This is a genomic window from Deinococcus sp. AJ005 (assembly GCF_009017495.1).
Taxonomy (GTDB): domain Bacteria; phylum Deinococcota; class Deinococci; order Deinococcales; family Deinococcaceae; genus Deinococcus.
The window spans coordinates 2282195-2309143 of record NZ_CP044990.1 but is presented as its reverse complement, the minus strand read 5'-3'; the positions used below and the strand labels follow the sequence as shown (position 1 = coordinate 2309143).

27 protein-coding genes are annotated in these 26949 nt (G+C 65.1%); 17 read left to right on the top strand and 10 right to left on the bottom strand.

All coding sequences use genetic code 11. The annotated features are described in order from the left end of the window. The first annotated feature begins 135 nt into the window (after positions 1–135). Both DAAJ005_RS13090 and DAAJ005_RS13085 read left to right on the top strand, forming a co-directional pair. The gene (locus tag DAAJ005_RS13090; RefSeq protein ID WP_151847497.1) at positions 136–1143 is read left to right on the top strand and encodes an MDR family oxidoreductase; all 1008 of its coding nucleotides are present in this window, start codon (positions 136–138) and stop codon (positions 1141–1143) included. A 220-nt stretch (positions 1144–1363) separates the two neighbouring features. Next, a complete protein-coding gene (locus tag DAAJ005_RS13085) occupies positions 1364–2212 on the top strand; it encodes an HAD-IIB family hydrolase (RefSeq protein WP_226342424.1) in 849 nt (282 codons plus the stop codon). A 42-nt stretch (positions 2213–2254) separates the two neighbouring features. Here the strand turns inward: DAAJ005_RS13085 and DAAJ005_RS13080 are convergent, their stop codons facing one another. Then, positions 2255–2854 (bottom strand): PsbP-related protein, encoded by a 600-nt coding sequence (locus DAAJ005_RS13080; protein WP_151847496.1) that lies wholly within the window; start codon positions 2852–2854, stop codon positions 2255–2257. A 158-nt stretch (positions 2855–3012) separates the two neighbouring features. Between DAAJ005_RS13080 and DAAJ005_RS13075 the strand changes: the two genes are divergently transcribed. Then, positions 3013–3972, top strand: a complete 960-nt coding sequence (locus tag DAAJ005_RS13075; protein WP_151847495.1) for an SMP-30/gluconolactonase/LRE family protein — start codon at positions 3013–3015, stop codon at positions 3970–3972. 46 nt (positions 3973–4018) lie between these two features. Here the strand turns inward: DAAJ005_RS13075 and DAAJ005_RS13070 are convergent, their stop codons facing one another. After that, positions 4019–5443: an ATP-binding cassette domain-containing protein gene (locus DAAJ005_RS13070; RefSeq protein WP_226342423.1), complete on the bottom strand. Its 1425-nt coding sequence runs from the start codon at positions 5441–5443 to the stop codon at positions 4019–4021. 76 nt (positions 5444–5519) lie between these two features. Here DAAJ005_RS13070 and DAAJ005_RS13065 point away from each other — a divergent pair, with 76 nt between their 5' ends. Beyond that, on the top strand, positions 5520–6440 hold the full coding sequence (locus DAAJ005_RS13065) for an SPFH domain-containing protein (protein ID WP_151847494.1): 921 nt from the start codon (positions 5520–5522) through the stop codon (positions 6438–6440). A gap of 2 nt (positions 6441–6442) precedes the next feature. After that, positions 6443–6913, top strand: coding sequence for an NfeD family protein (locus DAAJ005_RS13060; protein ID WP_151847493.1), 471 nt, complete (start codon positions 6443–6445; stop codon positions 6911–6913). 86 nt (positions 6914–6999) lie between these two features. On the opposite strand, the gene rpsI is transcribed toward DAAJ005_RS13060, so the two are convergent. From rpsI to DAAJ005_RS13045, 3 genes are all read right to left on the bottom strand, one after another. Further along, positions 7000–7401 carry a 30S ribosomal protein S9 gene (rpsI, locus tag DAAJ005_RS13055; protein ID WP_029479913.1) on the bottom strand — a complete coding sequence of 134 codons (402 nt, stop codon included), beginning with the start codon at positions 7399–7401 and terminating at the stop codon, positions 7000–7002. 2 nt (positions 7402–7403) lie between these two features. After that, positions 7404–7862 (bottom strand): 50S ribosomal protein L13, encoded by a 459-nt coding sequence (rplM, locus tag DAAJ005_RS13050; RefSeq protein WP_075834394.1) that lies wholly within the window; start codon positions 7860–7862, stop codon positions 7404–7406. Positions 7863–8084: 222 nt separating this feature from the next. Next, complete coding sequence (locus DAAJ005_RS13045; protein WP_151847492.1) at positions 8085–9224, bottom strand: deoxyguanosinetriphosphate triphosphohydrolase; 1140 nt, start codon at positions 9222–9224, stop codon at positions 8085–8087. Positions 9225–9333: 109 nt separating this feature from the next. Between DAAJ005_RS13045 and DAAJ005_RS13040 the strand changes: the two genes are divergently transcribed. The 4 genes from DAAJ005_RS13040 to DAAJ005_RS13025 all read left to right on the top strand — a co-directional run bounded on the left by DAAJ005_RS13040 (position 9334) and on the right by DAAJ005_RS13025 (position 12924). Then, positions 9334–9810, top strand: a complete 477-nt coding sequence (locus tag DAAJ005_RS13040) for a peroxiredoxin (RefSeq protein WP_151847491.1) — start codon at positions 9334–9336, stop codon at positions 9808–9810. A gap of 2 nt (positions 9811–9812) precedes the next feature. Continuing rightward, positions 9813–10922 carry a winged helix DNA-binding domain-containing protein gene (locus DAAJ005_RS13035; RefSeq protein WP_226342422.1) on the top strand — a complete coding sequence of 370 codons (1110 nt, stop codon included), beginning with the start codon at positions 9813–9815 and terminating at the stop codon, positions 10920–10922. Positions 10923–10961: 39 nt separating this feature from the next. Beyond that, the gene (gene glmM / locus DAAJ005_RS13030; RefSeq protein WP_151847490.1) at positions 10962–12320 is read left to right on the top strand and encodes a phosphoglucosamine mutase; all 1359 of its coding nucleotides are present in this window, start codon (positions 10962–10964) and stop codon (positions 12318–12320) included. 88 nt (positions 12321–12408) lie between these two features. Next, positions 12409–12924, top strand: coding sequence for a hypothetical protein (locus DAAJ005_RS13025; protein WP_226342421.1), 516 nt, complete (start codon positions 12409–12411; stop codon positions 12922–12924). A gap of 74 nt (positions 12925–12998) precedes the next feature. On the opposite strand, the gene DAAJ005_RS13020 is transcribed toward DAAJ005_RS13025, so the two are convergent. The 4 genes from DAAJ005_RS13020 to DAAJ005_RS13005 form a co-directional block, all read right to left on the bottom strand. Continuing rightward, positions 12999–14126: an LLM class flavin-dependent oxidoreductase gene (locus DAAJ005_RS13020; RefSeq protein WP_151847488.1), complete on the bottom strand. Its 1128-nt coding sequence runs from the start codon at positions 14124–14126 to the stop codon at positions 12999–13001. A 230-nt stretch (positions 14127–14356) separates the two neighbouring features. Further along, on the bottom strand, positions 14357–15211 hold the full coding sequence (locus DAAJ005_RS13015; protein ID WP_151847487.1) for a carbohydrate ABC transporter permease: 855 nt from the start codon (positions 15209–15211) through the stop codon (positions 14357–14359). Further along, the gene (locus DAAJ005_RS13010; RefSeq protein ID WP_151847486.1) at positions 15208–16146 is read right to left on the bottom strand and encodes a carbohydrate ABC transporter permease; all 939 of its coding nucleotides are present in this window, start codon (positions 16144–16146) and stop codon (positions 15208–15210) included. Before DAAJ005_RS13010 ends, DAAJ005_RS13015 begins: the two co-directional genes overlap by 4 nt. A gap of 121 nt (positions 16147–16267) precedes the next feature. Then, positions 16268–17509 carry an ABC transporter substrate-binding protein gene (locus DAAJ005_RS13005; RefSeq protein WP_151847485.1) on the bottom strand — a complete coding sequence of 414 codons (1242 nt, stop codon included), beginning with the start codon at positions 17507–17509 and terminating at the stop codon, positions 16268–16270. A gap of 183 nt (positions 17510–17692) precedes the next feature. Between DAAJ005_RS13005 and DAAJ005_RS13000 the strand changes: the two genes are divergently transcribed. The 5 genes from DAAJ005_RS13000 (at position 17693) to DAAJ005_RS12980 (ending at position 22709) form a co-directional block, all read left to right on the top strand. After that, positions 17693–19498, top strand: a complete 1806-nt coding sequence (locus DAAJ005_RS13000; protein ID WP_151847484.1) for a M3 family oligoendopeptidase — start codon at positions 17693–17695, stop codon at positions 19496–19498. Positions 19499–19543: 45 nt separating this feature from the next. Beyond that, positions 19544–20446 carry a P1 family peptidase gene (locus tag DAAJ005_RS12995; protein WP_151847483.1) on the top strand — a complete coding sequence of 301 codons (903 nt, stop codon included), beginning with the start codon at positions 19544–19546 and terminating at the stop codon, positions 20444–20446. A 9-nt stretch (positions 20447–20455) separates the two neighbouring features. After that, positions 20456–20899, top strand: a complete 444-nt coding sequence (locus tag DAAJ005_RS12990; protein ID WP_151847482.1) for an NUDIX hydrolase — start codon at positions 20456–20458, stop codon at positions 20897–20899. Continuing rightward, a complete protein-coding gene (locus DAAJ005_RS12985; protein WP_226342420.1) occupies positions 20896–21342 on the top strand; it encodes an NUDIX hydrolase in 447 nt (148 codons plus the stop codon). Before DAAJ005_RS12990 ends, DAAJ005_RS12985 begins: the two co-directional genes overlap by 4 nt. Positions 21343–21458: 116 nt before the next feature. Then, positions 21459–22709, top strand: a complete 1251-nt coding sequence (locus DAAJ005_RS12980) for a peroxiredoxin-like family protein (protein ID WP_151847480.1) — start codon at positions 21459–21461, stop codon at positions 22707–22709. A gap of 3 nt (positions 22710–22712) precedes the next feature. On the opposite strand, the gene DAAJ005_RS12975 is transcribed toward DAAJ005_RS12980, so the two are convergent. Continuing rightward, positions 22713–23444: a GNAT family N-acetyltransferase gene (locus DAAJ005_RS12975; RefSeq protein ID WP_151847479.1), complete on the bottom strand. Its 732-nt coding sequence runs from the start codon at positions 23442–23444 to the stop codon at positions 22713–22715. A gap of 56 nt (positions 23445–23500) precedes the next feature. Here DAAJ005_RS12975 and cobA point away from each other — a divergent pair, with 56 nt between their 5' ends. From cobA to DAAJ005_RS12960, 3 genes are all read left to right on the top strand, one after another. Further along, positions 23501–25021 (top strand): uroporphyrinogen-III C-methyltransferase, encoded by a 1521-nt coding sequence (gene cobA, locus DAAJ005_RS12970; RefSeq protein ID WP_151847478.1) that lies wholly within the window; start codon positions 23501–23503, stop codon positions 25019–25021. A 206-nt stretch (positions 25022–25227) separates the two neighbouring features. Beyond that, the gene (rpmF, locus tag DAAJ005_RS12965; RefSeq protein WP_151847477.1) at positions 25228–25410 is read left to right on the top strand and encodes a 50S ribosomal protein L32; all 183 of its coding nucleotides are present in this window, start codon (positions 25228–25230) and stop codon (positions 25408–25410) included. Positions 25411–25522: 112 nt separating this feature from the next. Beyond that, a complete protein-coding gene (locus tag DAAJ005_RS12960) occupies positions 25523–26758 on the top strand; it encodes an aminopeptidase (protein WP_192930756.1) in 1236 nt (411 codons plus the stop codon). Positions 26759–26949: the final 191 nt, after the last annotated feature.

Sequence of the window (26949 nt, the reverse complement as noted above, 5' to 3'; positions counted from 1 at the left end):
GCGCAGAGTTTAACACATCTGCTCCTGGCCTGGTACTTGAACATTTCGTTATGACTGTCGGGCCGCCGTTCAGACGCTAGCCTGCCCTTCGTCAGCCGCCCTTTCCTTCCCCCCGATGTTCTGGAGGTTCCACCCATGACCATACCCACACTGCCCGACACCTACCGCGCCCTGCGGGTCATCCAGGACGGCGACGAACGCCGCGCCGAATTCCAGACCCTGCCGCTCTCTGACTTGCCGGACGGCGAGGTGCTGATTGAGGTGTCCCACTCCAGCCTGAATTATAAAGACGGGCTGGCCGTCACCGGGGCCGCCGCTATCCTGCACCATCTGCCGATGACCCCCGGTATCGATCTGGCGGGAAGGGTGATTGAGGACCGCAGCGGCACCTACGCCCCCGGTGACGCCGTGATCCTGACCGGCTGGGGCATCGGGGAGCGGCAGGACGGCGGCTACGCCACGCACGCCCGCGCGAAGGCGGCCTGGCTGGTCCGCCAGCCTGAGGGCACCGACGCGAGCTGGGCCATGAGCGTGGGTACGGCGGGATTCACGGCCATGCTGGCGGTCATGGCGCTGGAGGATGCGGGCGTGCGCCCCGAACACGGCGACGTGCTGGTCACGGGTGCGGCGGGCGGCGTGGGCAGCACATCGGTTGCCCTGCTGGCCCACGCAGGTTTCACGGTCACGGCCAGCACCGGGCGCACCGAGGAAGAGGCGTACCTGCGAGAGCTGGGGGCCACCAGCATCATCTCCCGTGATGAGCTGCCGTCCCTGAAACGCCCGCTGGAAAAGGAGCGCTGGGGTGGCGTGGTGGACTGCGTGGGGGGCGCGACACTGGCGGGCGCATATGCCTCTACCAGAGCGCACGGAGCGCTGGCGGTCTGCGGTATTGCCAGTGGCATCGAATTGAAGACCACCGTGTTTCCCCTGATCCTGCGCGGCGTATCGCTGCTGGGCATCGACAGCGTGACCTGCCCGCAGCCGCGCCGTGAGGCCGCCTGGAAGCGGCTGGCCCGCGATCTGCCTGCTGCGCGTCTGGCGGGCGTGACCCAGACGCGCGGGCTGTCCGAGGTGACCACGCTGGCCCCGCAGATTCTGGCCGGGCAGGTTCGGGGCCGTACCGTGATCGACGTGAACGCTTAAGTTGGGGTGATGCCGACTCCGATTCAACCGTTTTTGTAAACGATGTCATCCGAGCGTGCGCAAGAAGGAAACAGACGGAACCCGTCTGAACGGGTCAAGAGGGATCAGGGCCAGTTCAGGTGGTCTGCTGGGCGAGGAGCTATGGGCAAGGAGCTGTGGGCGGCGTCCATTGTCACTCCCTTTGCCCCCAGCTCCGCCCGTCTTTGCTAGGCTGCCGCGCGTGACCTCCCGCGATGCCCAGCCCCCCACCGGACAGCCCCTCGCCGGACGCCTACCCCTGCTTCCCCCGGCGGGCCTGCCGCTGCTGATGGCCTTCGATCTGGACGGCACCCTGATCACCGAACAGGGCCGTGAGCCGGACGCCGCCACGGCCCGCGCGCTGGCCCGGCTGCGCGCATTGGGGGTCAAGCTGGCGATCATCACCGGGCGCGATCTGGCCCCCGACGCCGTGCTGGAGGCCATGCAGCCCGACGCGGTGGCCACCAACAACGGCGGACGGATTGTGGTGAACGGCGAGTTACACAGCGAGGCCCGCTTCACTCCAGCAGACCTGGAGGCGGTGCTGGCCCACGAACTGACAGGCGCGCGAATCGTGCTGTTCACGGCGGATCGCCTGTTCGTGGACCTGCCGAATGGGACCGAGCCAGAACCTTGGATGATTGCCCGCAGCTATGGCCCTCTGGCTGAAGCCCCTGATGGCGACATCCTGAAAGCCGGGTTCTACCACCCGGAAGTGGCGGGGTTCGCCGGGCGGCTGCGGCAGTCCCATCCGCATCTGGTGGTGACCGGGGCACAGCCCCCCTACCTCAGTTTCCTGACCATCACGCCGCAGGGGGCGCACAAGGGCGCGGCCCTGACCCTGATTGCTGACGCTCTGGGGCTGCCGCATGACCGCGCGGTGGCCTTTGGTGACAGCGACAACGACGAGGCCATGCTGGAGGTGGCGGGCTATGCCGTGCAGGTGGGGCAGTTGCCCCTGCTGACCCGCCATGCCCACACCCGTCTGGACCGCCAGACCGATCTGGGCGCATACCTGGGGGAATGGGCAGACCGGCTGGAACAAGGCTGAAAAATCCCCTCTCCGCAGGGAAGAGGGGGAGGGTGAAAGGGCTTACTTCGCTGTCAGAGCGAAACTGTCGATGATCGTGCGCCCGCTGTCCAGCAACTCCTGGGGGGTGCCTGTAGGGGTCACCAGGGTCACCGTGAACAGGCGGTTGTTCTTCAGGGTCAGCACCTGGGTCCAGCGCACCTTGCCGCCGTCGCCGTCGCCGCTGTAGTTCCACAGGATGGCGTTCTGACCACTGACTTTGATGGTCTTCTCGCCCAGCATTTTCAGGCCGGGGACCACTTCGGGCATCTTGCGGGCATTCAGATCACGCACGTCGGCCAGGGTGGCTTTCAGGTCGGCGGGAATGTCCTGCACCACAACGGTCACGGTGGGACGCAATTGCCCCACGGTTTTGTTGACGAAGGCCACATCTGCGCCGGGGGAGTTCTTCAACGGTGTCCAGCCGCCCGGCACCTTGATGGAATAGCCCTGGTTGCTGGTCACGGTAATGGCCTCGATGACTTTCTGGCCAGCGGGCGTGGCACCTGGGACCGTGACCGGAGCGGGCGCGGCAGGGGTGGTCTGCGCCAGTGCAGACGGCAGGGCGGGCAGGGTCAGCAGGGTGAGAACCAGCACAGGGAGGGATGGAGCAAAACGCGTCATGCGCGGAGGCTAGTGCCTGAAAGTGAGGCGAGTCTGACGCAGTGACGCTGCCGGAAGACGCTGTAAAATGTAGTGCAGACTTATTTCTGAACTGTGTATAAATGGATCTGAAGTCGGCTCGCACGCTGGGATGCCCCGTGACCTTTATAACGGGTCATATGAAAAGATTGTTGACTGCCGCCGCCCTGACCCTTGCCCTGGCCTCCTGCGGCCCCGAGACCAAGCCACCCGTCGAAACGGAGATGCCCGACACGGTGACCAGTTACACCCTGCCCGGCAACACTGTTTTCCCGGAGGGCATCGCGCATCTGGCCGGAAGCCAGAATTTCTACGTCGGCAGCACCACCGACGGCACCATTTTCAAGGGCACGCTGGGCCAGAAGGCCCCCGAGGTTTTTGCCCTGCCCGACGCGGACCGCACCACCGCCATCGGCATGAAGATCGATGATAAGGGCCGCCTGTATGTCGCTGGTGGCGGGACTGGCAAGGCGTTCGTCTACGACACGGTCAACAAGACGCGCCTCAAGCTGTTGACCACGCCTGCGACCAAAGACACCTTTATCAACGACGTGACCCTCACGCCCAGTGCCGCGTACTTCACCGATTCGCAGCGCCCGATCCTGTTCCGCGCCACCCGCACGGACAGCAGCGTGGGCGATATGGAAGCGTGGCTGGATTTCACCGGTACGGCCCTGCAATACCAGCCGGGCTTCAACCTGAACGGCATCGCCTCCACTCCGGACGGCGCCACCCTGATCGTGGTTCAGAGCAACACCGGCAAACTGTTCCGCATTAAGACCTCCGACAAGTCCGTGACCGAGATCAAGCTGAGCGGTGTGGGCGGCAACACCGTGCCCAATGGCGACGGCATCCTGCTCGATGGCCAGACGCTGTACGTGGTCCGCAACCAGGACGTGATCATCGTGCCCGTCACCATGTCCGCCGATTTCAGCACGGGCAAACTGGGCACGCCGTTCAGCGACCCCAGCCTGCGTTATCCCACCACCATCGCGCAGGAAGGCAAGCGCCTGCTGGTTGTCAACGCCCAGTTCAACAACCGTGGCCCAGGCCTGACGCCGGAAGTGCCGTTCACGGTTTCCGATATCGCCATCAAGTAAGCGTTTTCAATGTATGGGAGGGGGCCGCGGGTTGGCTCCCTCTTTTTTATGTGGCCGACATGACGGGCAAACGCGAAACCATGCCGATCCGCCCGCCGTCCAGATGCAGGTGATGCGTCAAGCCGTCCGGCGCGTCGCTTTCCCGGTGGGCGATCACCATGATGTGGGTGCCGCCGCGCGCCAGTTCCGGCAGCAGAGCCAGAAAGCGAGCGCGGCTCGCGGCGTCCAGGAAATCCAGGCCCTCGTCCAGAATCAACAGCGTGGGCGCGTGCAGCACGGCGCGGGCCAGCAGCAGCCGCCGGAGCTGCCCCTGAGACAATGTTTCGGCGTGGCGTGGCAGCAGATCGGTGAGGTCAAGTTGGGCGGCGAGCTTCGTCACCTTCTCCAACTCATCCGTGCTCAGCTCCGGCACAAAGCCTTCTGTGCCATGCAGGGCGCTGCCGATGATGTCCTGCCCGGTCCAGTCGCGCCGCTGCCGGATGCCCAGTTCGGCCCCGACGATGCCCACGGTGCGGCGGCGTTCGCTGAGCAGATCACGGCGCAGATACGGGCGCTGGATTTTGCCGCCCAGCGCGGGATGCAGCTCCCCGGCGATCAGTCGGGCCAGCGTACTCTTGCCGCTGCCGTTCTCGCCCGTGACCAGCCAGTGCTGCCCGGCCTCCCACGTCCAACTGATTGGCCCCAGCGCCCGCGCGCCGTTGCGCCAGACTTCCACATCGTCCAGTCGGATCAAGTTGCCCGTTCCCGGCGGGATGGGCAGGCTCAGGGCGGTGGCGGATGGGGGAGAGCCAGCTTCCTCCTCGCTGACGCGTCCGCCTTCTACGCGCACCGTTCGCCACGGCAATTCCGGCGCTTCCTCCGGGCGGTGGGTGGCGAGGACGAGGGCGACACCAGAAGCGTGAACGTCGGCCAGCACGCGGCCCAGTTCAGCACGTGCGCCCACGCTCAAGCCGTCTGTAAATTCATCCAGCAGCAGCGCTTCGGGCCGGGGCATCAGCGCCCGTGCCAGCACCACCCGCCGCCGTTGCCCGTGACTGAGGGTGCGGAAGTCTCGCTCCAGCAAAGGTTCAAGGCCAGTCAGCGAGACGACTTCGGCCAGCCTTGATTCGGCTTCCGGCGTGGCGTCCCACAGTTTCAGGGTGTCGCCCTCGAAAGCGGCCAGCAGCACGTCCTGCACAGATTGCGCCCAGTCGCGGGTCAGATAAAACGCCTCCGCATCCGGCCCGACGACGGACAGGCTGCGCCGCGCCCGGACTGCAGATTTTTGTTCCACGCCGTTCAGAACATAAGTCCGAGTTCCGCTGACTGGCGAGACCTCCCCCGAAAGCAGGCGCAGCAGCGTGGTTTTGCCGCCGCCGTTGGGGCCGAACAGGCGTAGGGCCTCGCCCCTTTTCAGGCTCAGGTTCACGTCTTCGAGCAGGGTACGCCCCCCCGCCCTCACGGTCACATTTTTCAACTCCATCAGCGTCATCGGAACAGAGTTTAGGGCCTGCTGGTGCGGGAACCTTCCGCCTCCATGCCTCGTACTTACTGTCAGGAGGAAATTCATGGGTCCACTCATCGTTATCGTCGTTCTTCTTTTACTGGTGCTGATCACGTTGCTGGCAGGTGTTAAGAGCGTTCCACAAGGGTACGAGTGGACGCAGGAACGCTTCGGCAAGTATCAGCGCAGCCTCAAGCCGGGTCTGAACCTGATCATTCCGTACATCGACAAGATCGGGCGCCGCGTCAACATGATGGAACAGGTGCTGGACGTGCCCAGCCAGGAAGTCATCACCCACGACAACGCCCTGATCACCGTGGACGGCGTGGTGTTCTATCAGGTGCTGGATTCGGCCAAGGCCAGCTACGAGGTTCGCAACCTGGAACAGGCCACTCTCAACCTGACCATGACCAACATCCGCACCGTGATGGGCGGCATGGATCTGGATGAGCTGCTCAGCAACCGCGACTCGATCAATGCCCGCCTGCTGGCCGTGGTGGACGAGGCCACCGAGCCGTGGGGGGTCAAGGTCACACGTATCGAGGTCAAGGACATCAAGCCGCCCGCCGATCTGGTGGCGAGCATGGGGCGTCAGATGAAGGCCGAGCGTGAAAAGCGCGCCAACATTCTGGACGCCGAGGGCTTCCGTCAGGCGGCCATCCTGAAGGCTGAGGGCGAGAAGCAGGCCAAGATTCTGAACGCTGAGGGCCGCCGCCAGGCCACCTTCCTGGAAGCCGAGGCCCGCGAGCGTGAGGCCGCAGCAGAAGCCGAGGCCACCCGGCTGGTCAGCGACGCCATTGCCAACGGCAACGCACAGGCCATCAACTACTTCATTGCGCAGCGCTATGTGGACGCCCTGAAGGAAATCGCCATCGCCCCCAACCAGAAGACCCTGATCCTGCCCATTGAGGCCACCGCTGTTCTGGGCAGCCTGCAAGGCATCGCGGAGGTGGCGAAAGAAGCCTTCGGCGGGAACAAGAGGTAGCTATGGGCGACCTGCTGCCGTCTTTAGACCGTATCCTGCCCGGCCACTGGTGGGTGCTGGGGGCGGTGCTGCTAATGCTGGAGGTGGCCGCGCCGGGAATCTTCTTCGTGTGGCTGGCGTTGGCCTCGTTCGCGCTGGGTCTGATCGTATTCGTGCTGCCACTGGCGGTCCCGTTCCAACTGGCCCTGTTCGCCGTCCTGAGCGTCGTGGCCGTCTTCCTGGGTAAACGCTACGTGGGCAAGCTGGTATTGGGCGGCTCCGAGGGTGACCGCTTGAACACCGGGGCAAACCGTCTGGTGGGCCGCACCGTCGTCGTCACCGCCGCCATCCACAACGGCGCAGGCCGCGTCCGCGTGGGCGACAGCGAGTGGCGTGCCACGGGTCCCGACACCCCTGAGGGCGCGCAGGTGCTGATCGTGAGCGCTGAAGGAACGACGCTGGCGGTGCGGGAAATCAGCGGAACCTGGGTGTAGAACGCCTGAGTTTGCAGCCCGTTCTGTTCGCCACACTAAAAAAAGCCCCTCCAGAATTTGGAGGGGCTTTTGAGTGGAATCTTGCTTCAGCGCTTGCTGAACTGGGGCGCGCGGCGGGCCTTCTTCAGGCCGTACTTCTTGCGCTCGACTTCGCGGGAATCGCGGGTCAGCAGGCCCGAGGGCTTCATGACGGCGCGGAAGTCGGGATTGACCTTCAGCAGAGCGCGGGCGATGCCCAGCTTGATCGCGTCGGCCTGCCCGGTGGGGCCACCGCCGGTCACGGTGATCAGGGCGTCATAACGTCCCGCCGTGCCGGTTTCGCGGAAGGCTTGCAGGGCGTTGACGGAGCGGAGCAGGCCACGGAAGTAGCTCTGGAACTCCTTGCCGTTGACCATGATCTTGCCCTCGCCGGGGCGCAGGAACACGCGGGCCACGGCGGTCTTGCGGCGGCCCGTGCCGTAGAACTGTTCGGGTTGCTGAATCGCCATGATTATTTGACCTCGTTATTTTTGGTGCGGGCGGTGTTGGTAATGGCCAGCGGCTGCGGGTTCTGCGCGACGTGCGGGTGGCGCTCTCCGGCATAGACCTTGAGGTGGCCGTGCATGGAACGGCCCTGGCGGCCCTTGGGCAGCATCCCGAAGACGGCGTGTTCGATCACGCGGTCGGGGTGCTTGGCCAGACCTTCGCGGGCGGTTTCCTTCTTCAGGCCGCCCTGGTAGCCGCTGTAGCGGGTGTAGACCTTGCCGTCCAGCTTGCCGCCGGTCAGCGCGATCTTGGAGGCATTGACCACGATCACGAAGTCGCCCTGGATCATGTTGGGGGTGAAGTCGGGGCGGTGCTTGCCACGGATGCGGCTTGCAACCACCGTGGCCAGTCGGCCCAGCGGGATGTCGGTGGCGTCCACCACGATCCAGTTCTGCTCGTCATTTTTAGGAACAAAGGTTTTCACGGTAAAACTCCGTACAGAGAAGTGGGATTTGGCTGCGACACGCCCCGGCCTAACGGGGGGAAAGGTTTCGTGCGTGTCCGGGTGCCAGCCCGGCAATCCGCGCTCTACCAAGCGCAAGACACTAAAGGTCAGGCTATCAGATTGAGGTGTGGCTGGGCAAGTGGAGTTTGATGAAAAGAGCCGCACGGCGGTTTCTTCATACGGTGTTCTTCGTGTCGCGGCCTAGAAATGCGGGGCGTGCTGGGCAGGTGGGGCGATGCTGGCGTGCATGTCCAGCGCGTAGCGGTCCGTCATTCCGGCCAGATAGTCGCAGACCACGCGTGCCAGTTCCTCCGACTGTGTGCGCTCCCGGAACTGCGGGGGCAACATACTGGGGCGCTGCACGAGGGCGTGAAACAGCGTGGTCAGCACGCGGCTGCCCTGCTCCACCTGCATCTCCACGCGCCAGTGGCGGTACAGGTTTTCCTTCAGAAAGACGCCCGTGTCCCGCAGCAAGGCGCGGAGGCGGGGGCTATAGGTGATTAGGCGGGCGGGCAAGGCTTGAACGGCGGCGGCGCTGCTCACGCCACTCTCTGCGATGGCCGCGTCGCTCGCCACTGTCAGGTCCCCGATTAGCCAGCCCAGCAGCTCGCGGTGCAGGGTCCGCCTCTGCCCTTCCGAGAGAACTGCGCCAGTCACACCTGTTCGGCTGGACAGTTCGGCCCATAGCGGCAGCTCCAGCAACCCCGCGTGCGAGAGCAGACCGCTCCGCAAGCCGTCCTCCAGATCGTGCGCGGTGTAGGCCAGGGCGTCGGCGGCGTCCACCAGTTGGGCCTCCAGACTGGGTTGTTTCAAGTGCTGGCCTAGTCTGGCGCGGTCATGTTTGTTCAGGCCGTCCAGCGTTTCCAGCGTCAGATTCAGACCCGGATACTCCGCTTTGGGCTGCTCCAGCACCGACACGATGCGCCGGGCCTGAGAGTTGTGGTCAAAGCCGCCATGACCTTCCATCAAAGCGTTCAACACGCGTTCCCCGGCGTGGCCGAAAGGGGGATGCCCCAGATCATGCGCCAGCGCCACCGTCTCGGCCAGGGTCTCGTTCAGGCCCAGGTTCAGAGCCACGGAGCGGGCCACCTGCTGCACCTCCAGCGTGTGCGTCAAGCGGGTGCGGTAGTGGTCCCCGCTGGCGTTCAGGAACACCTGTGTCTTGGCCTCCAGACGGCGGAAGGCGGTGGTGTGCAGCACCCGGTCGCGGTCTTTCTGGAAGGCGGTGCGCGTGGCGCTCTCGGCCTCCGGGTATTCCCGCCCACGCGACCATTGGCTCAGGGTGGCGTAGGGCGCGAGCGTCTGCGCCTCGCGGGCCTCCAGATCGGCGCGGCTGAGCATGAGGGCAGTGTATTGCAGACAATGGGCAGGAGGGGTTTTCTTCCAGCCAGCCCTAATCTCAGAGAACCGCCCCGCGCCATTCACACGGTCCCACCTTTAAACTGCGGGCATGAAGCCTGCCGTTCAGAAACCGGCCCCCGAATTCACGCGCCGCAGCGACGATGGCCGCACTGTCAGCCTGTCTGGCCTGCGCGGACAGTGGGTGGTGCTGTACTTTTACCCGCGCGCCAGTTCGCCGGGCTGTTCCATCGAGGCCCGGCGTTTCGAGGCGGCCCTGCCCGAGTTCGAGCGCCTCAACGCGGCGGTGATCGGCGTCAGCACCGACACCGAGGCCCATCAGGCCCATTTCCGCGACACCTGTGGCCTGACGCACCCCATGATTCCCGACGGGGATAAGGAACTCTGCCGGGCTTACGGCGTCGTCGGCGGTCTGGGCGGTCTGCTGGGCATGGCGTCGCGCGCCACCTTTCTCATTGATCCACAGGGCGTGCTGGCCTACGAACACCGCAGCGCCAACCCGGCGGGCCACGCCTCGGTGATCTTGCAGGAACTGGAGCGGCGGGTCGGGGCAACTCAGACGGATTAGCGGTGCCTCCACTCACTCTAGCCGATCTGCGGGCAGCAGCTTTCCGCACTCTGACGCCGCAGCCCTCGCTTCAGGCGGCGCTGGACCGCATGGGCTTCTTGCAGGCCGATCCTATTCGCGCCCCCGCCCGCGCGCAGGACCTGACGCTGCTGGCCCGCGTTCCTGGCTACCGGGTGGGCGAACTGGAACGCCGCTACGCCGAACTGGATGCCGAGGAAGACATGATTCCTAACTACGGTTTCGTGCCGCGCGCCGTGCAGGTGTTGCTGCACCCGCGTGAGGTTGCGCCGGGCCGCGTGGAGCTGGAGCATCCTGGGCTGCTGGAGGAGGTCCGCGCCCAGTTGAACGGGGGTGAGGAACTGCACCCCCGCGAGCTGGCCGCCGCGCTGGGCAAGGGCCGCACTGTCAACGCGTGGGGCGGTCAGTCCAGCGCCACCACCCGCATTCTGGGCACACTGCACTACCGGGGCGAGGCCCGCGTGACCCGCCGGGTGGGCGGCGTGCGCTTGTACGGCCCCGCCCCGCATCTGGCGGCCCTGCGCGCTGCGCCGCTACCTGAAGCCGAACGGCTGAGCCGCACTGTGCATCTGCTGGCTGCTCTTTACGGCCCGCTGCCGGAAGCCAGCCTGCGCTATCTGGTCAGCCTGTCCGGCTTCGGCTTCCCGCACCTGCGCGGCGAGCTGAAGGCGGCATTCAAAGTGGTGGTGAAAGAGGAACTGACTGGGGCAAAAGTGGACGGCGTGCCTTACGTCTGGACGGCAGAACAGTCTCCCGCAGATGCCGATGCCCCGCGCGGCGTGCGGATCGTGGGGCCGTTCGATCCGCTGGTCTGGGACCGACGCCGCTTCGAGCATCTGCACGGCTGGCCCTACCGTTTCGAGGCGTATACGCCCGCCGCCAGACGCACGATGGGCTATTACGCGCTGCCTGTCTTTTATGCTGGGCGTTCGGTGGGCTGGGCCAATCTGAAACTCAGTGGGGGAGAGGTGGATGCAGAGCTGGGCTTTGTTCCCGCCTTCCGGCAGACCGCTGCCTTTCGCAGAGGGCTGGAAGCCGAGTTGGACCGTTACCGCGCGTTTCTGACCGCCTCTTCAGCTAACGGACTTGAGTGAGGTGCGTAAGGCACTCATGGGCGGTATGCTGATAGCAATATGAGTGACAATGATCGCAAGTACTTTGGAACGGATGGCGTGCGGGCGGTGGCGGGCGAGTTTCCCCTGACCGCCGCCTGGGTAATGAATCTGGGCGTGGGAGCGGGCGAGGTGCTGACGCGCCGCTCGCAAACAGGCAAGGTCAGCGTGGTGATCGGCAAGGACACCCGCCAGAGCGGCGACATGCTGGAAGCGGCCCTGGCAGCGGGGCTGACCGCACGCGGCGTCAACGTGATCCATGTGGGCGTGCTGCCCACCCCCGGCGTCAGTTATCTGGTGCGGCAACTGGGGGCAGACGCAGGCGTGGTGATCAGTGCCTCCCACAATCCATACGAGGACAACGGCATCAAATTCTTCGGCTCCGACGGCCAGAAGCTCAGCGACGCCACCGAACACGAGATCGAGGCGGCCATCGACGAGGTGGGCGGCCTGCCCCCTGTGACCGGCGTGGACCTGGGCGGCGTGACCAACTCCACCGAGGCCGAGCGCGTCTATATCCAGTATCTGGTCTCTCATGCACCGGACCTGAGTGGTCTCAAGATCGCGCTGGACTGTGCCAACGGGGCAGCCTACCGGGTGGCCCCCAAGGTCTTTCAGGCGGCGGGGGCCGACGTGTTCGCGGTCTACACCACCCCCGACGGGCGCAACATCAACCGCAGTTGCGGCAGCACGCACATGGACCACCTTCAGGCGATTGTCCGCAACGGCGACTATGACCTGGGCGTGGCCTTCGACGGTGACGCGGACCGCGCGCTGTTCGTGGATTCGCGCGGCAACGTGGTCCACGGCGATCACATGCTGCTGCTGAACGCCCGCGCGCGCCCGGCGGCGGCGGTGGTGGCCACCATCATGACCAATATGGCGCTGGAGGTGAAGCTGGAGGAGGCTGGAATTGCGCTGGAGCGCACCGCTGTGGGAGACCGCTATGTCCACGAGCGTCTGCACTCCAAGGGCCTGCATCTGGGCGGCGAGCAGAGCGGCCATGTGCTGTTCCTGGACGTCTCGCCCACTGGTGACGGCGTGCTGACCGCGCTGCTGACCCTGGCGAGCATGAGACAACTAGACACCACGCTGGACGTGCTGTTCGACGAACTGACCATGTACCCGCAGACGCTGGTGAACGTGCGCGTGGCCGATAAAAAGGCGATTGCCCGCGACGCGACAGTGCAACTGGCCGTCTCCAGGGCCGAGGCCCAACTGGCAGGCCGGGGCCGCGTCAATCTGCGCCCCAGCGGCACCGAGAACCTGATCCGCGTGATGGTGGAGGGCCAGGACGCTGCCGAGATCCACGAGATTGCCCGCGTGCTGGCCGCCGTCGTCGAGGAACGTGGGCTGAGCGGCGCAGTCGCTGGTGGGTGACCCCCCCCCGGTGTCTGACGCATCTGATCAGCCCCGCAGCCCCCGACTCTCATCCGCTCTGGGCACAATGGCAGCAGGAGGTATTCTCATGAAAAATACCCAGATCACTAAGGCCCTGGTGACCGCGCTGCTGGTTGCGCCCGCCCTGGCGGGCATCGCAGGCGCGCAGAACTCGCCCTTGAAAGTCACCGCGTCCACCCTGCTGGTCACACAGGTGAAGACGGACGGCAAGACCGTGGAGAAGTTGACTGATACCGCCAACCGGGGCGTGTCGCCGGGCGACCTGTTGCAGTTGCAGCAGCGCGTGGAGAACACCAGCAGAATGCCCGTCAAGCAGCTCAAGCTGAATATGGCGGTCCCGGCGGCCACGGCATTTGCCTCACAGCAGTGCGACGTGGACGGCGTGACGGCGCTGTTCAGCATTGACGGCAAAGCTTATGCCGCCGAACCCCTCAAGAAGTTCGTGACCGTCACCGAGAACGGCCAGGACGTGAAGAAGGAAGTGACGGTCAACCCCAGCGAGTACACCAATGTCCGCTGGCAGCTTCCCGATCTGAAGGGCGGTGGGGTGGTCACCTGCTTTATCCGGGCCACCGTCAAATAGGCGCGTCAAGTCAACAGCATAACCAAAAAAGGGAGGCGGGCCATTCAGCTCCATCTCCCTTTTTTTGCTGTGATTCAGGCCACCGGGGCCACCTTATCCGTGTGAATGGCGCGGCCCTCTTCCTGTTTGCCCTTGAGCAGCGGCATGACCAGCTCCCCAAAGCGGCGGGCTTCCTCCAGATGCGGGTAGCCGCTGAAGATGAACGAGGAAAAGCCCATGTCCTCGTAGCGGCGAATCTTGTCGGCCACCTGTTGCGGGTCACCGATCAGGGCGACGCCCACGCCGCTGCGGGCCATACCTACACCCGCCCATAACCCCGGCTCCACCATCAGGTCGGCGTCCAGATTCTTGACCATGTCAATCTGGCGCTGCTGGCCCACGCCGTCTACATGGGCGTGGCTGGCGACAAAGGCGGCGCGCACTTCCGGGTCCACGCGGCTGATCAGGCGTTCGGCGGCAGCCCGCGCTTCCTCTTCAGTTTCGCGGACGATGACATGGGTTCGTAGGCCATAGCGCAGGGTGCGCCCCGCCTTCGCAGTTAGCTCCTGCATCTGCGCCATTCTCTCCTTGATCATGTCCTCGCGCTCGCCCCACATCAGGTAAACGTCGGCCAGTTCGGCGGCAATCCCCTGCGCCACCGGGGACGCGCCGCCAAAGTAGATGGGGATGGGCTGCACGGGGGCGGGGTCCAGCACGGCGTCATTAAAGGCGTAGATGTCCGATTTAAAGGATTGCGGAGGCGGCTGGGTCCACAACTGGCGCAGGATTTGCATGAATTCGCGGGTGCGCTCGTAGCGTTTGGCGTGGTCTTCAAAGTCGCCGTACATGGCGTTCTCGGCGGGGCTGCTGCCCGTCACGATGTTCAATCTCACGCGGCCCGGAAACAGGTTTTGCAGGGTGGCGAGCATCTTGGCGTACATGGCAGGCTGAAACATGCCGGGCCGCACGGCGATCAGCAGTGCCGGATCGGTGGCCGCCGTCTGCGCCAGTGCCGCCACCGCCGCCGTGTAGTTCTCGTGTTCGCTGTGGTAATTGGTGGCGGTCAGCAGGGCGTCAAAACCTGCCTCGCCCGCCGTGGCGATCAGGCTTTGCAGGTAGGGCAGCGTGGGCTTGCGCGGCATCTTGTTTTTGGTGCCGATGAATTCGCCGTCACGCGAGAGTTGCAGGAACCACAGGAATTCAGACTGGGATGGGTTGGTCATGGGGAAACCTCGGTTGTGGGAGAGGAGCGGGATTCGGTGAAGTGGCAAGGGGGGGCGCTACGGTTTAACCCCTCAGTCAGCTTCGCTGCCAGCTCCCCTCAAGGGGAGCCAAGAGGTGCAGTAGATCGTGCCACGGAGAAATCCACTTGCCTCCCCTTGAGGGGAGGTGCCCCGAAGGGGCGGAGGGGTCAAACCGTGGCAGCCACCCAGAAACCTCGCTGAGCAAAGCTTCAAGCCTTGACCCCCCCCGCCGTCAATCCGGCCACGAACCTCCGTTGGAAGACGGCGATCAACATGACCACCGGAATCGTCGCAATCACCACAGCGGCGGCGATCAGCGGCCACGGGAAGGCAAATTCGCCCTGATACAGCGTGACGCCCACGCTGACGGTTCGCATGTCCAGCTTGGTGTTGAAGCTCAGCGCCAGCAGGAATTCGTTCCACGAGTTGACGAAGATCAGCAGCGCCGCCGTGACCATGCCAGGGGCAGAAAGGGGCAGCACCACGCGCATCAACGCGCCCACGCGGGAGGTGCCGTCAATCATGGCCGCCGCCTCCAGATCACGCGGAATGGCGCTGAAGAAGGCCACCAGGGTCAGGATTGCTACCGGCAGGCTGAGAGCGGCGTAGGGCAGGATTAGCGCGGGGTAGCTGTTCAGCAGGCTCAGGCCACGGAACAGGCGAAACAGCGGCACCAGCAGGCTGACCACAGGGAACATGGAAAAGGCCACCACGGCAGTCAGCAGCAGCCCGCGCCCCCGGATGTTTAGCCGCGCCAGCGCGTAGGCTGCCGGAACCGCCACAGCGATGCACAGCACAGTACTCAGCAGGCTGACGGTCATGGAATTGAAGAAGAAGCGGGCGAAGGGCTGCTCGGTGAACACGCGGGCATAGTTGGCGAAATTCAGCATGCTCGGCAGGTATTGCACCGGGAATTTCTGCAACTCGGCTTCCGTCTTGAGGCTGGTTAGGAGCATCCAGATCAGGGGGAAGAAACCGCCGACGATCAGCGCGATCAGGCCCGCCCAGCGGCCTATTTTGTCTCCCAGTGTCAGCCGTTCGGGGGCCGCCGTTTCGCCGCTCATGTGCTGGCCCCGTCACGCACGAAGCGCACATAAACGCCTGTGACCACCAGACTGACCGCGAACAGCGCCACGCTCAGGGTGGCCGCGTAGCCGAAGTCCAGAAACTCAATGCTGGTGCGGTAAATGTAGACGCCCAGTGTTTCCAGCAGCCCCTGCGCCGGAGCCTGTTGAATGAAGGTGTACGGAATGTCAAACACCTGCACCGCGCTGATGGAGCGGAAGATGAACGCCACCGCCAGACTGGGGGCCAGCAGCGGCAAAATGATGCGGAAGAAGGATTGAACGCGGCTCGCGCCGTCCACCTCCGACGCCTCGGTGAGTTCGCGGGGGATGCCTTGGAGGCCGCCCAGCACGATCAGGGCCACGAAGGAACTGGTTTTCCAGACAATTGTAACCACCATCGCCAGCACCGCCAGTCCCGGCGTGCTGAGCCACAGCAGCGGTTCCTTGACGATGTGCAGCCTCACCAGAATGTCGTTGAACACGCCGTACTGGGCATTGAACAGCCACGCGAAGATCAATCCGGTCATGACTGGCGGCATGGCCCACGGCAGCAGCAGCGCCACCCGCGCCAGCCCGCGCACCTTGCTGGGCGTGTGGGCTGCCAGCGCCATTGGAATGCCGATCAGGAAGGAGCCGCCCACCGTCAGCACCGCGAAGAACAGCGTGTTTCGCAGCGAGGTGCCGAAACGCGGGTCAGCGAACATCTGCACGTAGTTCTTGAGACCCACGAAGGGCTGCCCGTTAAATGGCTCGGTCAGCTTGTTGAAGTAAAAGGAGTCGCGAATGGTGGTGATCATCGGAAACAGCAGCACGCCGCACAGCAGCAGCGCGGCGGGCAGCAGCAGCCAGAAGGCCAGTTGCCCCTCGCTGGCCTCGCCCCGGCTGCGGCCCCTGGGTTTGGGCAGCGGGGCGGCGATGTTCTTCTGGGTCATGGATGGCTCCTTTGGGGCGGAGTGTAGGTAAGAGAAGAGCCGGAGCGTGTTCCATTTGAAAGAAACCGCCCCCCAATCTCTATCCAGCTCCAGATGTGGGGGGCGGGGCGTCAGACGTGCCCTACTTCAGCAGAGGGGCCAGATCGCGCTGCATGTCGCTCAGGGCCGAGTCCACGGTCTTGCTGCCTGCCACGGCGGCGGACACGTTGTTGCGGATGATCTCGCTGACCTTGGGATAGTTGGGCGTGACTGGGCGCGGGCGGGCCTTGAGGATCACCGGGTATAGCGCCTTGAAGTGCGGGTTGGCGGCCAGCACCTTGGCATCGCTGTACAGGCTCTTGCGGACGGGCAGGTAAGCGCCGTTGACCGCCATGTCACGCTGGATGTTCACGCTGGACATGAATTGCAGCAGCTTGACGGCCTCTTTCTTGTGGTTGCCGTAGGCGTTGACGCCCCATTCCCAGCCGCCCGTGCAGGTGGCGGTGGGGTTCTTGCCGAACGAGGGGAGCGGAGCCACGCCCACGTCGCCCTTAACGGTGGTGGGCTGCGGACTGTTGCCCTGGAAGTGCGCCCAGGCGTAGCTCCAGTTCAGGCCCATTGCCACGTCCCCGGCCTGGAACTGAAGGCGCGAGTCGTCGGTCTTGATCTCGGAGCTGGCGGCAGGCGACAGCTTGGACTTGACCGAGTTGACCAGGAAGCCCAGGCCCTGCTTGCCCGCCGCGCTGTTGACGTTGCTGGCGTCACCGCCCCCGGTCCACAGGGTTTCCAGGAAGTTGCACACGGTGCCCTCAATGGGCGCACCCTGGAAGTTGAAGCCCTGCATCTTGCCTCCCTCGCCCTTCTGGATTTTGGCGGCGGTGGCAGTCAGTTCGTCCCAGGTTTTGGGGACGGGCAGCTTGTACTTGGTCAGCAGGTCTTTGCGGTAGTACAGGAACTGCGCGTCGGTGAAGGCGGGCATGGCGTACAACTTGCCGCCGTAGGTGGCGGCGGCCACCGGACCCGGCAGGAAGCTTCCCAGGTAGCTGTTGACACCGCTGATGTACCCGTTCAGCGGCTCGGCCCACCCGGCGGCGGCGAAGGTGGCGGTGCGGACCACATCAATCAGGAAGATGTCCAGGGTGTCGTCGCGGGCGGCCAGCACGGTGGTCAGGTACTGGTTCTGCGCCTCGCTGGTGGCCCCGCCCGTTTCAATCTTGACCTTGATGTCGGGGTTGGCCTTCTCGAATCGGTCGAACAGCGGCTGGAACACTTCGGGGCGCTGCTGGCTGCCCATGAAGACGTTCAGGGTGGTCACGGCACTGGCCGAGGTGGTCAGGGCGGCGGATACGGCGAGGGCAGCGGACAACAGCAAACGGGTACGCATAGGTGAAACCTCCAGAGTGGGCGTCCATGTGACGCCAGATGGGTTAATGGTTCATTTAAAATAGCACTTCTGGCAGAGCAGGCCGCAAAGTGTGAACCGCGTTGCTGTGCGGGACTGAATCGATCAAGTGAGGCGTTTTGTATCGGCGGTTTTTGTCATTCCCACCCGGCCTACACTGGGGGCATGACCTCCACACCCACCGCCCCCGAGATGCCCCGCTGGCGCACCGATGACCTGTACGCCAGCCTGAGTGACCCCCGGCTGGAACAGGACCTGGAAGGGCTACGCGCCGGGATCGCGGACCTCGAACGGCTGTTTGACGAGCTGGAGGTTCGTATGGATGGTCCTGATGCCACCCCCGAAACGCTGGGGCGCGTGCTGGACGCCATGAATGCCCTGAGCAACCGCAGCGGCCCCATCGGTGCTTATCTGAACGCTTTTTTCACCACCGACAGCCGCGACACGCTGGCCCAGAGCCGCATGGCTGCGTTGACCACCCTGACGCTGCCGCTGGGGCCGCTGCGTTCGCGCCTGACCGCGTGGCTGGGCGGCCTGAATGACGCGCAACTCTCTGACCTGCTGGCCGCCTCCGAAACCGTGCGGGACCACGAACACTTTCTGCGCCGCGCCATTCAACTGGCCCGTCACCAGATGTCGCCCCCTGAGGAAGATCTGGCCGCCCGCCTGCGTCCCAGTGGGGCCGGGGGCTGGTCCAAACTCCAGGGGAATGTGAGCAGCCAGCTTAAGGGTGAATTCCGGGGCGAACGTCTGCCCATCACCGCCCTGCGCGCCCTCGCCAGCGACGCGGACGAAACGGTGCGCCGCGACGCCTACGAATCAGAAATCGCCGCCTGGAAATCGTCGGAAGTGGTCTTTGCCGCCGCCCTGAACGGCGTTAAGGGTGAGGAAGGCACGCTGGCCCGGCGGCGCGGATTTGAGGACGCGGTGGCCCCCAGCCTGCTGACGCACGGCATTGACCGCCAGACGCTGGACGCCATGCAGGGCGCGGTGGTGCGCTCCTTCTCCGACTTCCGGCGCTACTTTGCCGCCAAGGCGCGGGCGCTGGGCAAGCAAAAGCTGGACTGGTGGGACATCCTAGCCCCGGTGGGCCGCAGTGAGACCGAGTGGACCTACGGCGCGGGAGCCGAATTTGTGGAACGCCAATTTCGGGGCTACTCCGCGCAGTTAGGCGACTTTGCCGCCGAAGCCTTTGACGGCGACTGGGTGGACGCTGGCCCCCGCGAAGGCAAGCGCAGCGGGGCCTTCTGCATGCGCTGGACGCGGGGCAAGAGCCGCATTCTGATGAACCACGCCCCCAGCCTCGACAGCGTGTCCACCCTGGCGCACGAGCTGGGCCACGGCTACCACAACGCCCGACTGGCCCAGTCTGAGCCGCTGCAACGCGAGACGCCCATGACCCTGGCCGAAACCGCCTCCATCTTCTGCGAGACGGTGGTGCAGAATGCTGCGCTGGCGGAAGCGACGGGGGCAGAGCGCCTCTACGTCCTGGAAACCAGTCTGATGGGCCACGCGCAGGTGGTGGTGGACATCCACAGCCGCTTTCTGTTCGAGCGGGCTGTATTCGAGCGGCGCGAGAAGGGTGACCTGAACCCGCAGGACTTCAATGATCTGATGACCTGGGCGCAGCGCGAGACCTACGGCGACGCGCTGAACACGCTGCACCCGTACATGTGGGCGGTCAAGCCGCACTACTACAGCCTGGCCTTCTACAACTATCCGTACACCTTTGGCCTACTGTTCGGTCTGGGCCTGTATGCGCAGTATGTGGCGGCGCGCGAGGCCGGGACGGAGGCCGAATTCCAGACCCGTTACGACGAGTTGCTGGCCTCCACGGGCCGCGAGGGTCCGCTTGCTCTGGCCGCCCGCTTCGGCATTGATCTGCACGCCCCGGACTTCTGGGAAGGCAGCCTGGACGTGATCCGGCAGCAGATCGAGGCCTATGTGGAGGCGGTTGACCGTGGGGTCTGACAGAGCGGGAGATGTTCTGGATTCCCTCCCGATGAAAGGGCGTCCATGACCAACTCCACGCTGACCGCCATCCCCGGCTTTCGCGTCGGCCACTGGACGGATTCCGTGGGAATGACGGGCTGCACCGTGATCCTTTGCCCAGATATGGGCGCAGTGGCCTCCGCCTCGTTTCTGGGGCCGAGTCCGGCGACGCGTGAGGGCGTGCTGCTGTCGCCTGAGAAGAAGGTGGAGCGCGTTCATGCCCTGTTGTTGACGGGCGGCAGTGCCTTCGGACTGGCGGCGGCGTCCGGTGTGGTGCGCGTGCTGGAAGAGCGCGGTGTGGGTCACCAGACGCCGTTTGCCCGTGTGCCGATTGTTCCGGCGGCGGTGGTCTATGACTTGGGCGTAGGCGATCCTCTGGCGCGTCCGGGTGAACGGGAGGGTGAGCTGGCGGCGCGTTCCGCCTCCAGTGATCCCGTGCCGCGTGGCCGGGTGGGCGCTGGAACGGGGACGACGGCGGGCAAGTACCTGGGAGGCCCTGGCACGGTTCCCGGCGGCCTGGGCAGCGTGATGCTGGAGCGTTATGGCGTTTCCGTGGGTGCACTGGCGGTGGTCAACCCGATTGGCGACGTGCTGGACGAACGCGGTGGCGTGCTGGCCGGGCCAGGAACGGGGCCAGGGGCCGTGTCGTTTACCCCCGGTGATGTGGAGAACACCACCCTGATTGCCGTCGTGACCGAACATACCCTGAGCAAGGCCGATTGCCGACGCTTGGCCGACGCCGCACAAACTGCGCTGGGCCGCGTGATCCATCCCAGCCACACCTACTGGGACGGCGACGCCGCCTTCATGCTCAGCAGTTGCGCGAAGCCGCCCGCTGATCCGCTGCTGCTGGGCGCACTGGTACAGGAAGCCGTCTGCGCGGCGGTGCGTGATGCGGTGCGGCAGGCCAACAATTTGAGTGTGTAAGATACTCAGGTGAGTACAATCGATTACGTGGCTGGGCTGCGGCGGGTCATCGGTACGCGGCCCGTCAACTTCGTGGGCGCGGCGGGCATCATCGTCAACGGAGACGGCGAACTACTGTTACTGCGGCGGGCAGGAGCGGAGAACTGGGGACTGGTCGCAGGCATCAGCGAACTGGGCGAGTCGCTCTCTGAAACGCTCCGGCGCGAGGCTCTGGAGGAAACAGGGCTGAGGATCGGCGCGGTGGAATTGCTGGAAATGCTCAGTCCTGTCGCGCTGGCCCAGGTGGCGAACGGCGATCAGTTCTACAGCTACACCGCCCTGTTTCGCGTGACCGACTGGAGCGGAACACCTGTGCCGGACTGTATGGAGATCGCTGAGGCGCGTTTCTTTTCATTGAATGATCTGCCGCCCCTGAATCGACTGGGCCACAAAGCTCAGGCGTGGCTGGCATGAATTATGTCCGCGATCTCCGCGCGCTGATCGGTCATGCGCCAGTCAACTGGGTGGGCGTCTGTGCGCTGGTCCTGAACACCGAAAATGAAGTCCTGTTGCAACGCCGCACCGATACTGGCGGCTGGGGCACCCCCGGCGGCATCGCGGAACTGGGCGAGCCGCTCCCCGAAACCCTGCGCCGCGAACTGTGGGAGGAGGCGAGCATCACCCCGCTCAACCCTGAGTTCCTGACGGTTATCAGCGGGCCGCAGACCTATCAGAAGCTTCCCAACGGGGACGAGTTCTATCAGGTGGTGGCCGTCTACGTGGTCCGCGAATGGCATGGCGTTCCTGTCCCAGATGGCGAGGAAGGCAGTGAACTTCGTTTCTTTCGTCTGGACCATCTGCCCGTCTCGCTTGGCCCGGTGGACGGCGAGGTGCTGAGGCTTCTGCGGGGGCGCTGACCCTTGCCTGCCCGGAGTCCAGTTGCCGATTCTCCTCTCGTAGAGATGACAGGTTCAGTCCTTAGACCAATCTTCACGAAAGGGTTCTGTGAGGTGAACTTTTTTACACTCGGTCCATGTTGCTCCCCGTGTTGCAAGCCGTGTCTCAGGTGGCCGCGAAAGACAGCCCCACCGTTTTGAACCTCTCGTTTGCCGATCAGCAGTTGAATACGGCCCTGCGGCTGATGCAGGGGCAGATCGTGGGGCTGCGCAGCAGTGTGTTGCCGCCCTGGAGCGTGTCCCTGATCGCGCTGGGCGTGCATCCGGCCACGATTGCCGAGGCGCAGCAGGTGGGGGGGAATTTGCAGGGCGCGCTGGCCTTCCTGCTGGACCGGGGATATCTGGGCCGCACGCAACTGGACATGGCGGCGCAGGAGCGTGCTCTCTCGGCGCTGCTGCCGCTGGCGTGGCAGACCAGCATGACCAGTTCGGCCCCGTGGACCGATGCCCCCGCCGAACTGCCCCTGAACAGCACCCAGACGCGTCAGGCCGTCGAAGCCGCCGAGCGTCATGCGGCCCTGCTCACTCGGGAGGAGCGTTCTCTCAAACCCTCTTCCCGTTTTGCGGCGAATCCTCTCTCGGTCCCGGCGCTGCTGGGAGACGACGGCAAGGAGCGCGTCTACCACGCGGCCATGCGCGGCCTGAGCCTGGGGGAAATGTCGCAGCGGACGCCGCAACGCTGGGACACCCTGACACAGACCGTGAGCCGCCTGCTGCGTGAGGGAGCGCTGCGCCCTCAGAACGCTGCCGCGCCGCGTGAGGTGGCCGACGCGCTGAAGGCCGGGCAGGCTGCGCCGGACTTCTGTCTGCCGGATCTGGCTGGGGGCGAGCTGCGCCTGAGCGCGCTTCGCGGCCAGCCGGTGTGGCTGGTGTTCAACCGCCAGAGTACCTGCGCCATGTGCAACCCACATCATGCCAAGATCATTACCATGCATGAGCGCCTGCGTGAGCGCGGCGTGCAGATCGTGTCGGTGTGGGGCAGCCCGCTGGAAGACCTCTCGGACGGGATTGGCAGGCAGCGTCCGCCCTACCCGGTGCTGGCCGATCCCAAAGACGAAACCTATGATCGCTACGGCCTGCGGATGAGCCTTAAAGGCACGCTGGACCCCCGCAACCTGTCCACCATGATCCAGGGCTTCCGCATGATGGGTGCCAGCGCCCTCAAGGACGACGGCGAACTGCTGCGGATGCCCGCCGAGTTCCTGATCGGTGCGGACGGTGTGATCGAGACCGCGCACTACAACAGCTACGGCAGCGACTGGCTGCCGCTGGAGCGGGTGCTGTCCTGGGCAGACCAGCAAAAGCCAGCATCGAGTAAGCTCAACTGAGCTTCATTCCCGCCGTGTCAGCGTCAACCGCGCGCCCACCAGCCTGAATCCGGCCCGTTCCACGTTGCGTTCGCTGCCTGTGCCCGGTGTGACGAACACGCTGGCGAGATCTGCCCCGGCCTGCGCCGCGATCCTCAGGCGGTGGGCCAGCAGCGCGGATTGCACCCCGCGCCCCCGAAATTCGGGCAGTGTGGCCGTGCCGTGAAAGGCGGCGACGCCCTCTACGGCGCTGAGGGCGGCAGTCGCGGCAGGTAGACCGTCCACATCTGCGACGAAGAGCTGCGTTCCCGGCGCGTGTGCCACCAACGACATGATCTCTTCGGCTCCCGGGCCGAAACCCCGCGCGGCCAGAGTGGCCCAGGCTTCGGCCTCTTCCGTCCGAATCTGGGTCAGAGATTGCTCGGGGAGATGGGCCAGACCGTGAACGTAGGCGTGTAACACGTAATCTAGCACGTAGCCGCGCGCAGTCAGCAGCGGCAGCCCGGCGGCGGCGAAGGCCGAGAGCAGGTGGATGGTGGCGGGCTGATCCTGCTCCGTACAGAACGCCTCAAACTCGGCCAATTCCTCTGGCGTGGGCAGGCGCGTGCCGTCATACCAGGCGATGTTCAGGGGCAGATTTGGCCCGGCGTGAACGGCTACTAGCGGGCCAAACCGCGCTGCCCTGCCTGTGCGCCCATACCGGGCGTGCGCTGTGGCCTCTCCATGTGCCAGCCGGGTTAAAACGTCTGTATTCATCCCGCCAGCGTAGCGTCCCGCATTTGTCCCCGCCTCCGCCCGCTAGCCTAGGCAGCATGACTCAGGCTTCAACTTCCTCGCGCGCTTTCGTTTCCCTGATCGGGGCCGGGCCGGGCGATCCCGGACTGCTGACCCTGCGCGGCCAGCACGCTCTCCAGAACGCCGATGTGGTGCTGTTCGACTACCTCGCCAACCCCGAACTGCTGCGCTGGTGCCCGGATGCCCGAACCATCTACGTGGGCAAGAAGGGTTTTTCGGAGTACATCACCCAGGAGCAGATCAACGCGCTGATCGTGAACACGGCGCAGCAAAACGGCGGCCAGCGCGTGGCCCGCCTCAAGGGTGGCGATGTCTTCGTCTTCGGGCGCGGCGGCGAGGAAGCCGAGGCGTGCGCCCATGCGGGCGTGCCCTTTGAGATCGTCCCCGGCGTGACCAGCGCCATTGCCGCCCCCGCATACGCCGGAATTCCAGTCACGCACCGCGACGTGGCGCGTTCCTTCGCCGTCCTGACCGGCAACACCCGTGAGGGCGGCGCGCACTACGAGCGGCTGTCAGGGGTGGATACCCTGCTGCTGCTGATGGGCGTGCGGAATCTGGACACCATTGCCGCCGAGCTGATCGCCTCCGGGCGTGACCCGCAGACCCCTGCCGCCACCGTCCAGTGGGGCAGCACCCACCAGCAGCGCGTGGCGACGGGCACGCTGGAAACCATTGCTCAGGCGGTGAAGGATGCTGGCCTGGAAGCCCCCGCCGTCACCGTGGTGGGCGAGGTGGTCAAGCTGCGCGACAAGTTGCGCTGGTTCGATAATGCCCCCACCTTCGGCGGCCCCCTGAGCGGCAAGACGGTGGCTGTGACCCGCACCCGCGACGGCTCCAGCGCCCTCTCGGACGTGTTGCGGGCACGTGGCGCAGCGGTGCTGGAAGTGCCGCTGATCCGCTTCGAGGCGGCCTCCGATGGGGGAGGGGCGGCTCTGAGCGCCCTGCGCGACTTCAGGGGCTGGCTGCTACTGACCAGCAATCAGGCCGTGACGGCGCTGTTCTCGTTGCTGGACGGCGCTGAGCTGGATGCCCGCGCCCTGGCGCATGTCAGGATTGCCGCCGTCGGCCCCAGCACGGCCCGCAGTCTGGCCGAGCGTGGCCTGCGCGCCGACTTTGTGCCGTCTACCCCCGGCGCACGCCACCTGGGCGCGGAGTTGCCTACTGATGGGGGAGAGGCCACCCTGCACCTGACCTCCCAACTGGCCGAGGACGAGTTGCAACGGGCTTTGGAGTTGCGGGATATCGGCTATGCGCGGGCCGAGTTGTATCGCACGGAAGCCGCCGCACCGGACGAGAATAAGCTGGAGCGCCTGAAGAACGCCGCCGTCCTGACCCTGGCCTCTGGCAGTGCAGCCCGCCATCTGGCGAAGCTGGCAGATGCGGACTTCGATCCGCTGAACATGCCTGTCGCTGCGATGGGGCCGCAGACTGCCGACGCCGCCCGCGATGCCGGCTTCACGCGCGTGACCGTGGCGGAAACGGCCAGCCTGGAAGCCCTGGCGGACGCGGCAGAGCGGGCGATGGGCGGCGAGCAGTGACCCTTTGAGGGAAACTATTGAGGGATTGAACCGAATCCACCCCCCCGGCACTGGCAATGACTCTCGCTCACATCCCGCCCAAACCCTGAGCCGTGCTATACTCCCGCCTGTTGTCTCGCCCGCTGCTTCAGGTCTGTCCCTGAGCGCAACATGGCGGGCAGAATGCGCTGCGGCGGGAAACGCCCGGCAAGAGGAGAAATCACGACATGGCTAAACATCCCGTTCCCAAGAAGAAGACCAGCAGAAGCAAGCGCGACATGCGCCGCAGTCACCACGCGCTGGCCGTGCCCAACCTGTCCGAGTGCCCCCACTGCCACGCCAAGAAGCTCTCGCACCACATCTGCCCCAGTTGCGGTTATTACGATGGCCGTCAGGTGCTGGCCGTCTAAGCGAGTTCAATCCAAGCAAGACCAGTTCGAGAAGAGGCTCCCCATGTGGGAGCTTTTTTATTCCTTTCTTAACCTCCCGGCCCCTGGCGGGCGGCGCGTTATCCTCCCGGCTATGAGTCTGACATTCGAGGAGAAGTTGCAGAATTACGCACGGCTGGCCGTCCGCGTCGGCCTGGGCCTGCGCGAGGGTCAGCGCGTGCTGATTCAGGCCCCGGTAGACACCGCGCCCCTGGCCCGCGCCGTGGTGCGCGAGGCGTATGCGGCGGGCGCGTCTTTCGTGGACGTGCGCTGGGACGACGATGACGTTCAGTTGTCCCGCTTCGAGCTAGCCCCAGACGGCACCTTTGACACCCTGAGCAAGTGGCGGGTGGACGCCGAGATCGAGACGGCAGAGGCGGGCGGCGCAGTCCTCGCCATCCGGGCCACCAATCCCAACCTGCTGGGCGGGGTGGACGCCGAGCGCGTGGCGACGCACCAGAAGGCGCTGGCAGCCTACCGCAGGCCCTACACCGAGCAGGTCATGACCAACCGCCTGAACTGGAACCTGATTAGCGCCCCGATCCCTGGCTGGGCCGAATTGATGTTCCCCGATTCAAATGCCGATGAAGCCGTGGAGAAGCAGTGGGACGCCATCTTTGCCGCCACCCGTGCCGATCAGTCCGATCCGGTAGAAGCGTGGCAGGAGCATCTGGCGAACCTCAAACGTCGTCGCGAGGTGCTGAACGCCAAGCAATACGCTGCGCTGCACTTCAAAGGTGGCGAGACGGACCTGACCGTGGGCTTGGCCGATGACCACCTATGGGGCGGCGGCGCGGCGGACACCCCCAGCGGCATCACCTTCACCGCCAATATTCCCACCGAGGAAGTCTGGACGGCCCCGCACCGTGAGCGCGTGGATGGCGTGGTGGTCAGCACCAAGCCGCTGTCCTACAACGGCACGCTGCTGGACGGCATCCGCATCGAGTTCAGGGATGGGCGCATTACGAACGCCACTGCCGATAAGGGGCAGACCACCCTCGAAAAAATGATCGACACCGACGAGGGCAGCCACCGCCTGGGCGAGGTGGCGCTGGTGCCGCATAGCAGCCCGATCTCCAGATCTGGTCTGTTCTTCTTCAACACCCTGTACGACGAGAACGCGGCCAGCCACATCGCCATTGGCAACGCCTACCGCTTCAACGTGGCGGGCGGCGTGGACATGAACGTGGGGGATTTCAACGCCAGGGGTGGCAACGACAGCCTGACCCATGTGGACTGGATGATCGGCAGCGGAGAGATGGATGTGGACGGCATCCTGAAGGACGGCAGCCGCGAGCCAGTGATGAGGGCGGGCGAATTCGTGATCTGAGCGCGAGCTGAGGCCACTTCAAGGTCGCTCAGGTTGCCTGCTTCAAGGCGGCTTGGACGGCCTTTTTCCTGCCATATGCTCAACGATGAAGTTCAAGACGCCCGGACTGATTTTCGGTCCCACCGACCATTATTGGGCCTCTGGAGTGTGACCGCCTGAAGGTTGGGGGGCGGATGAGCCAGGGTCAAAAG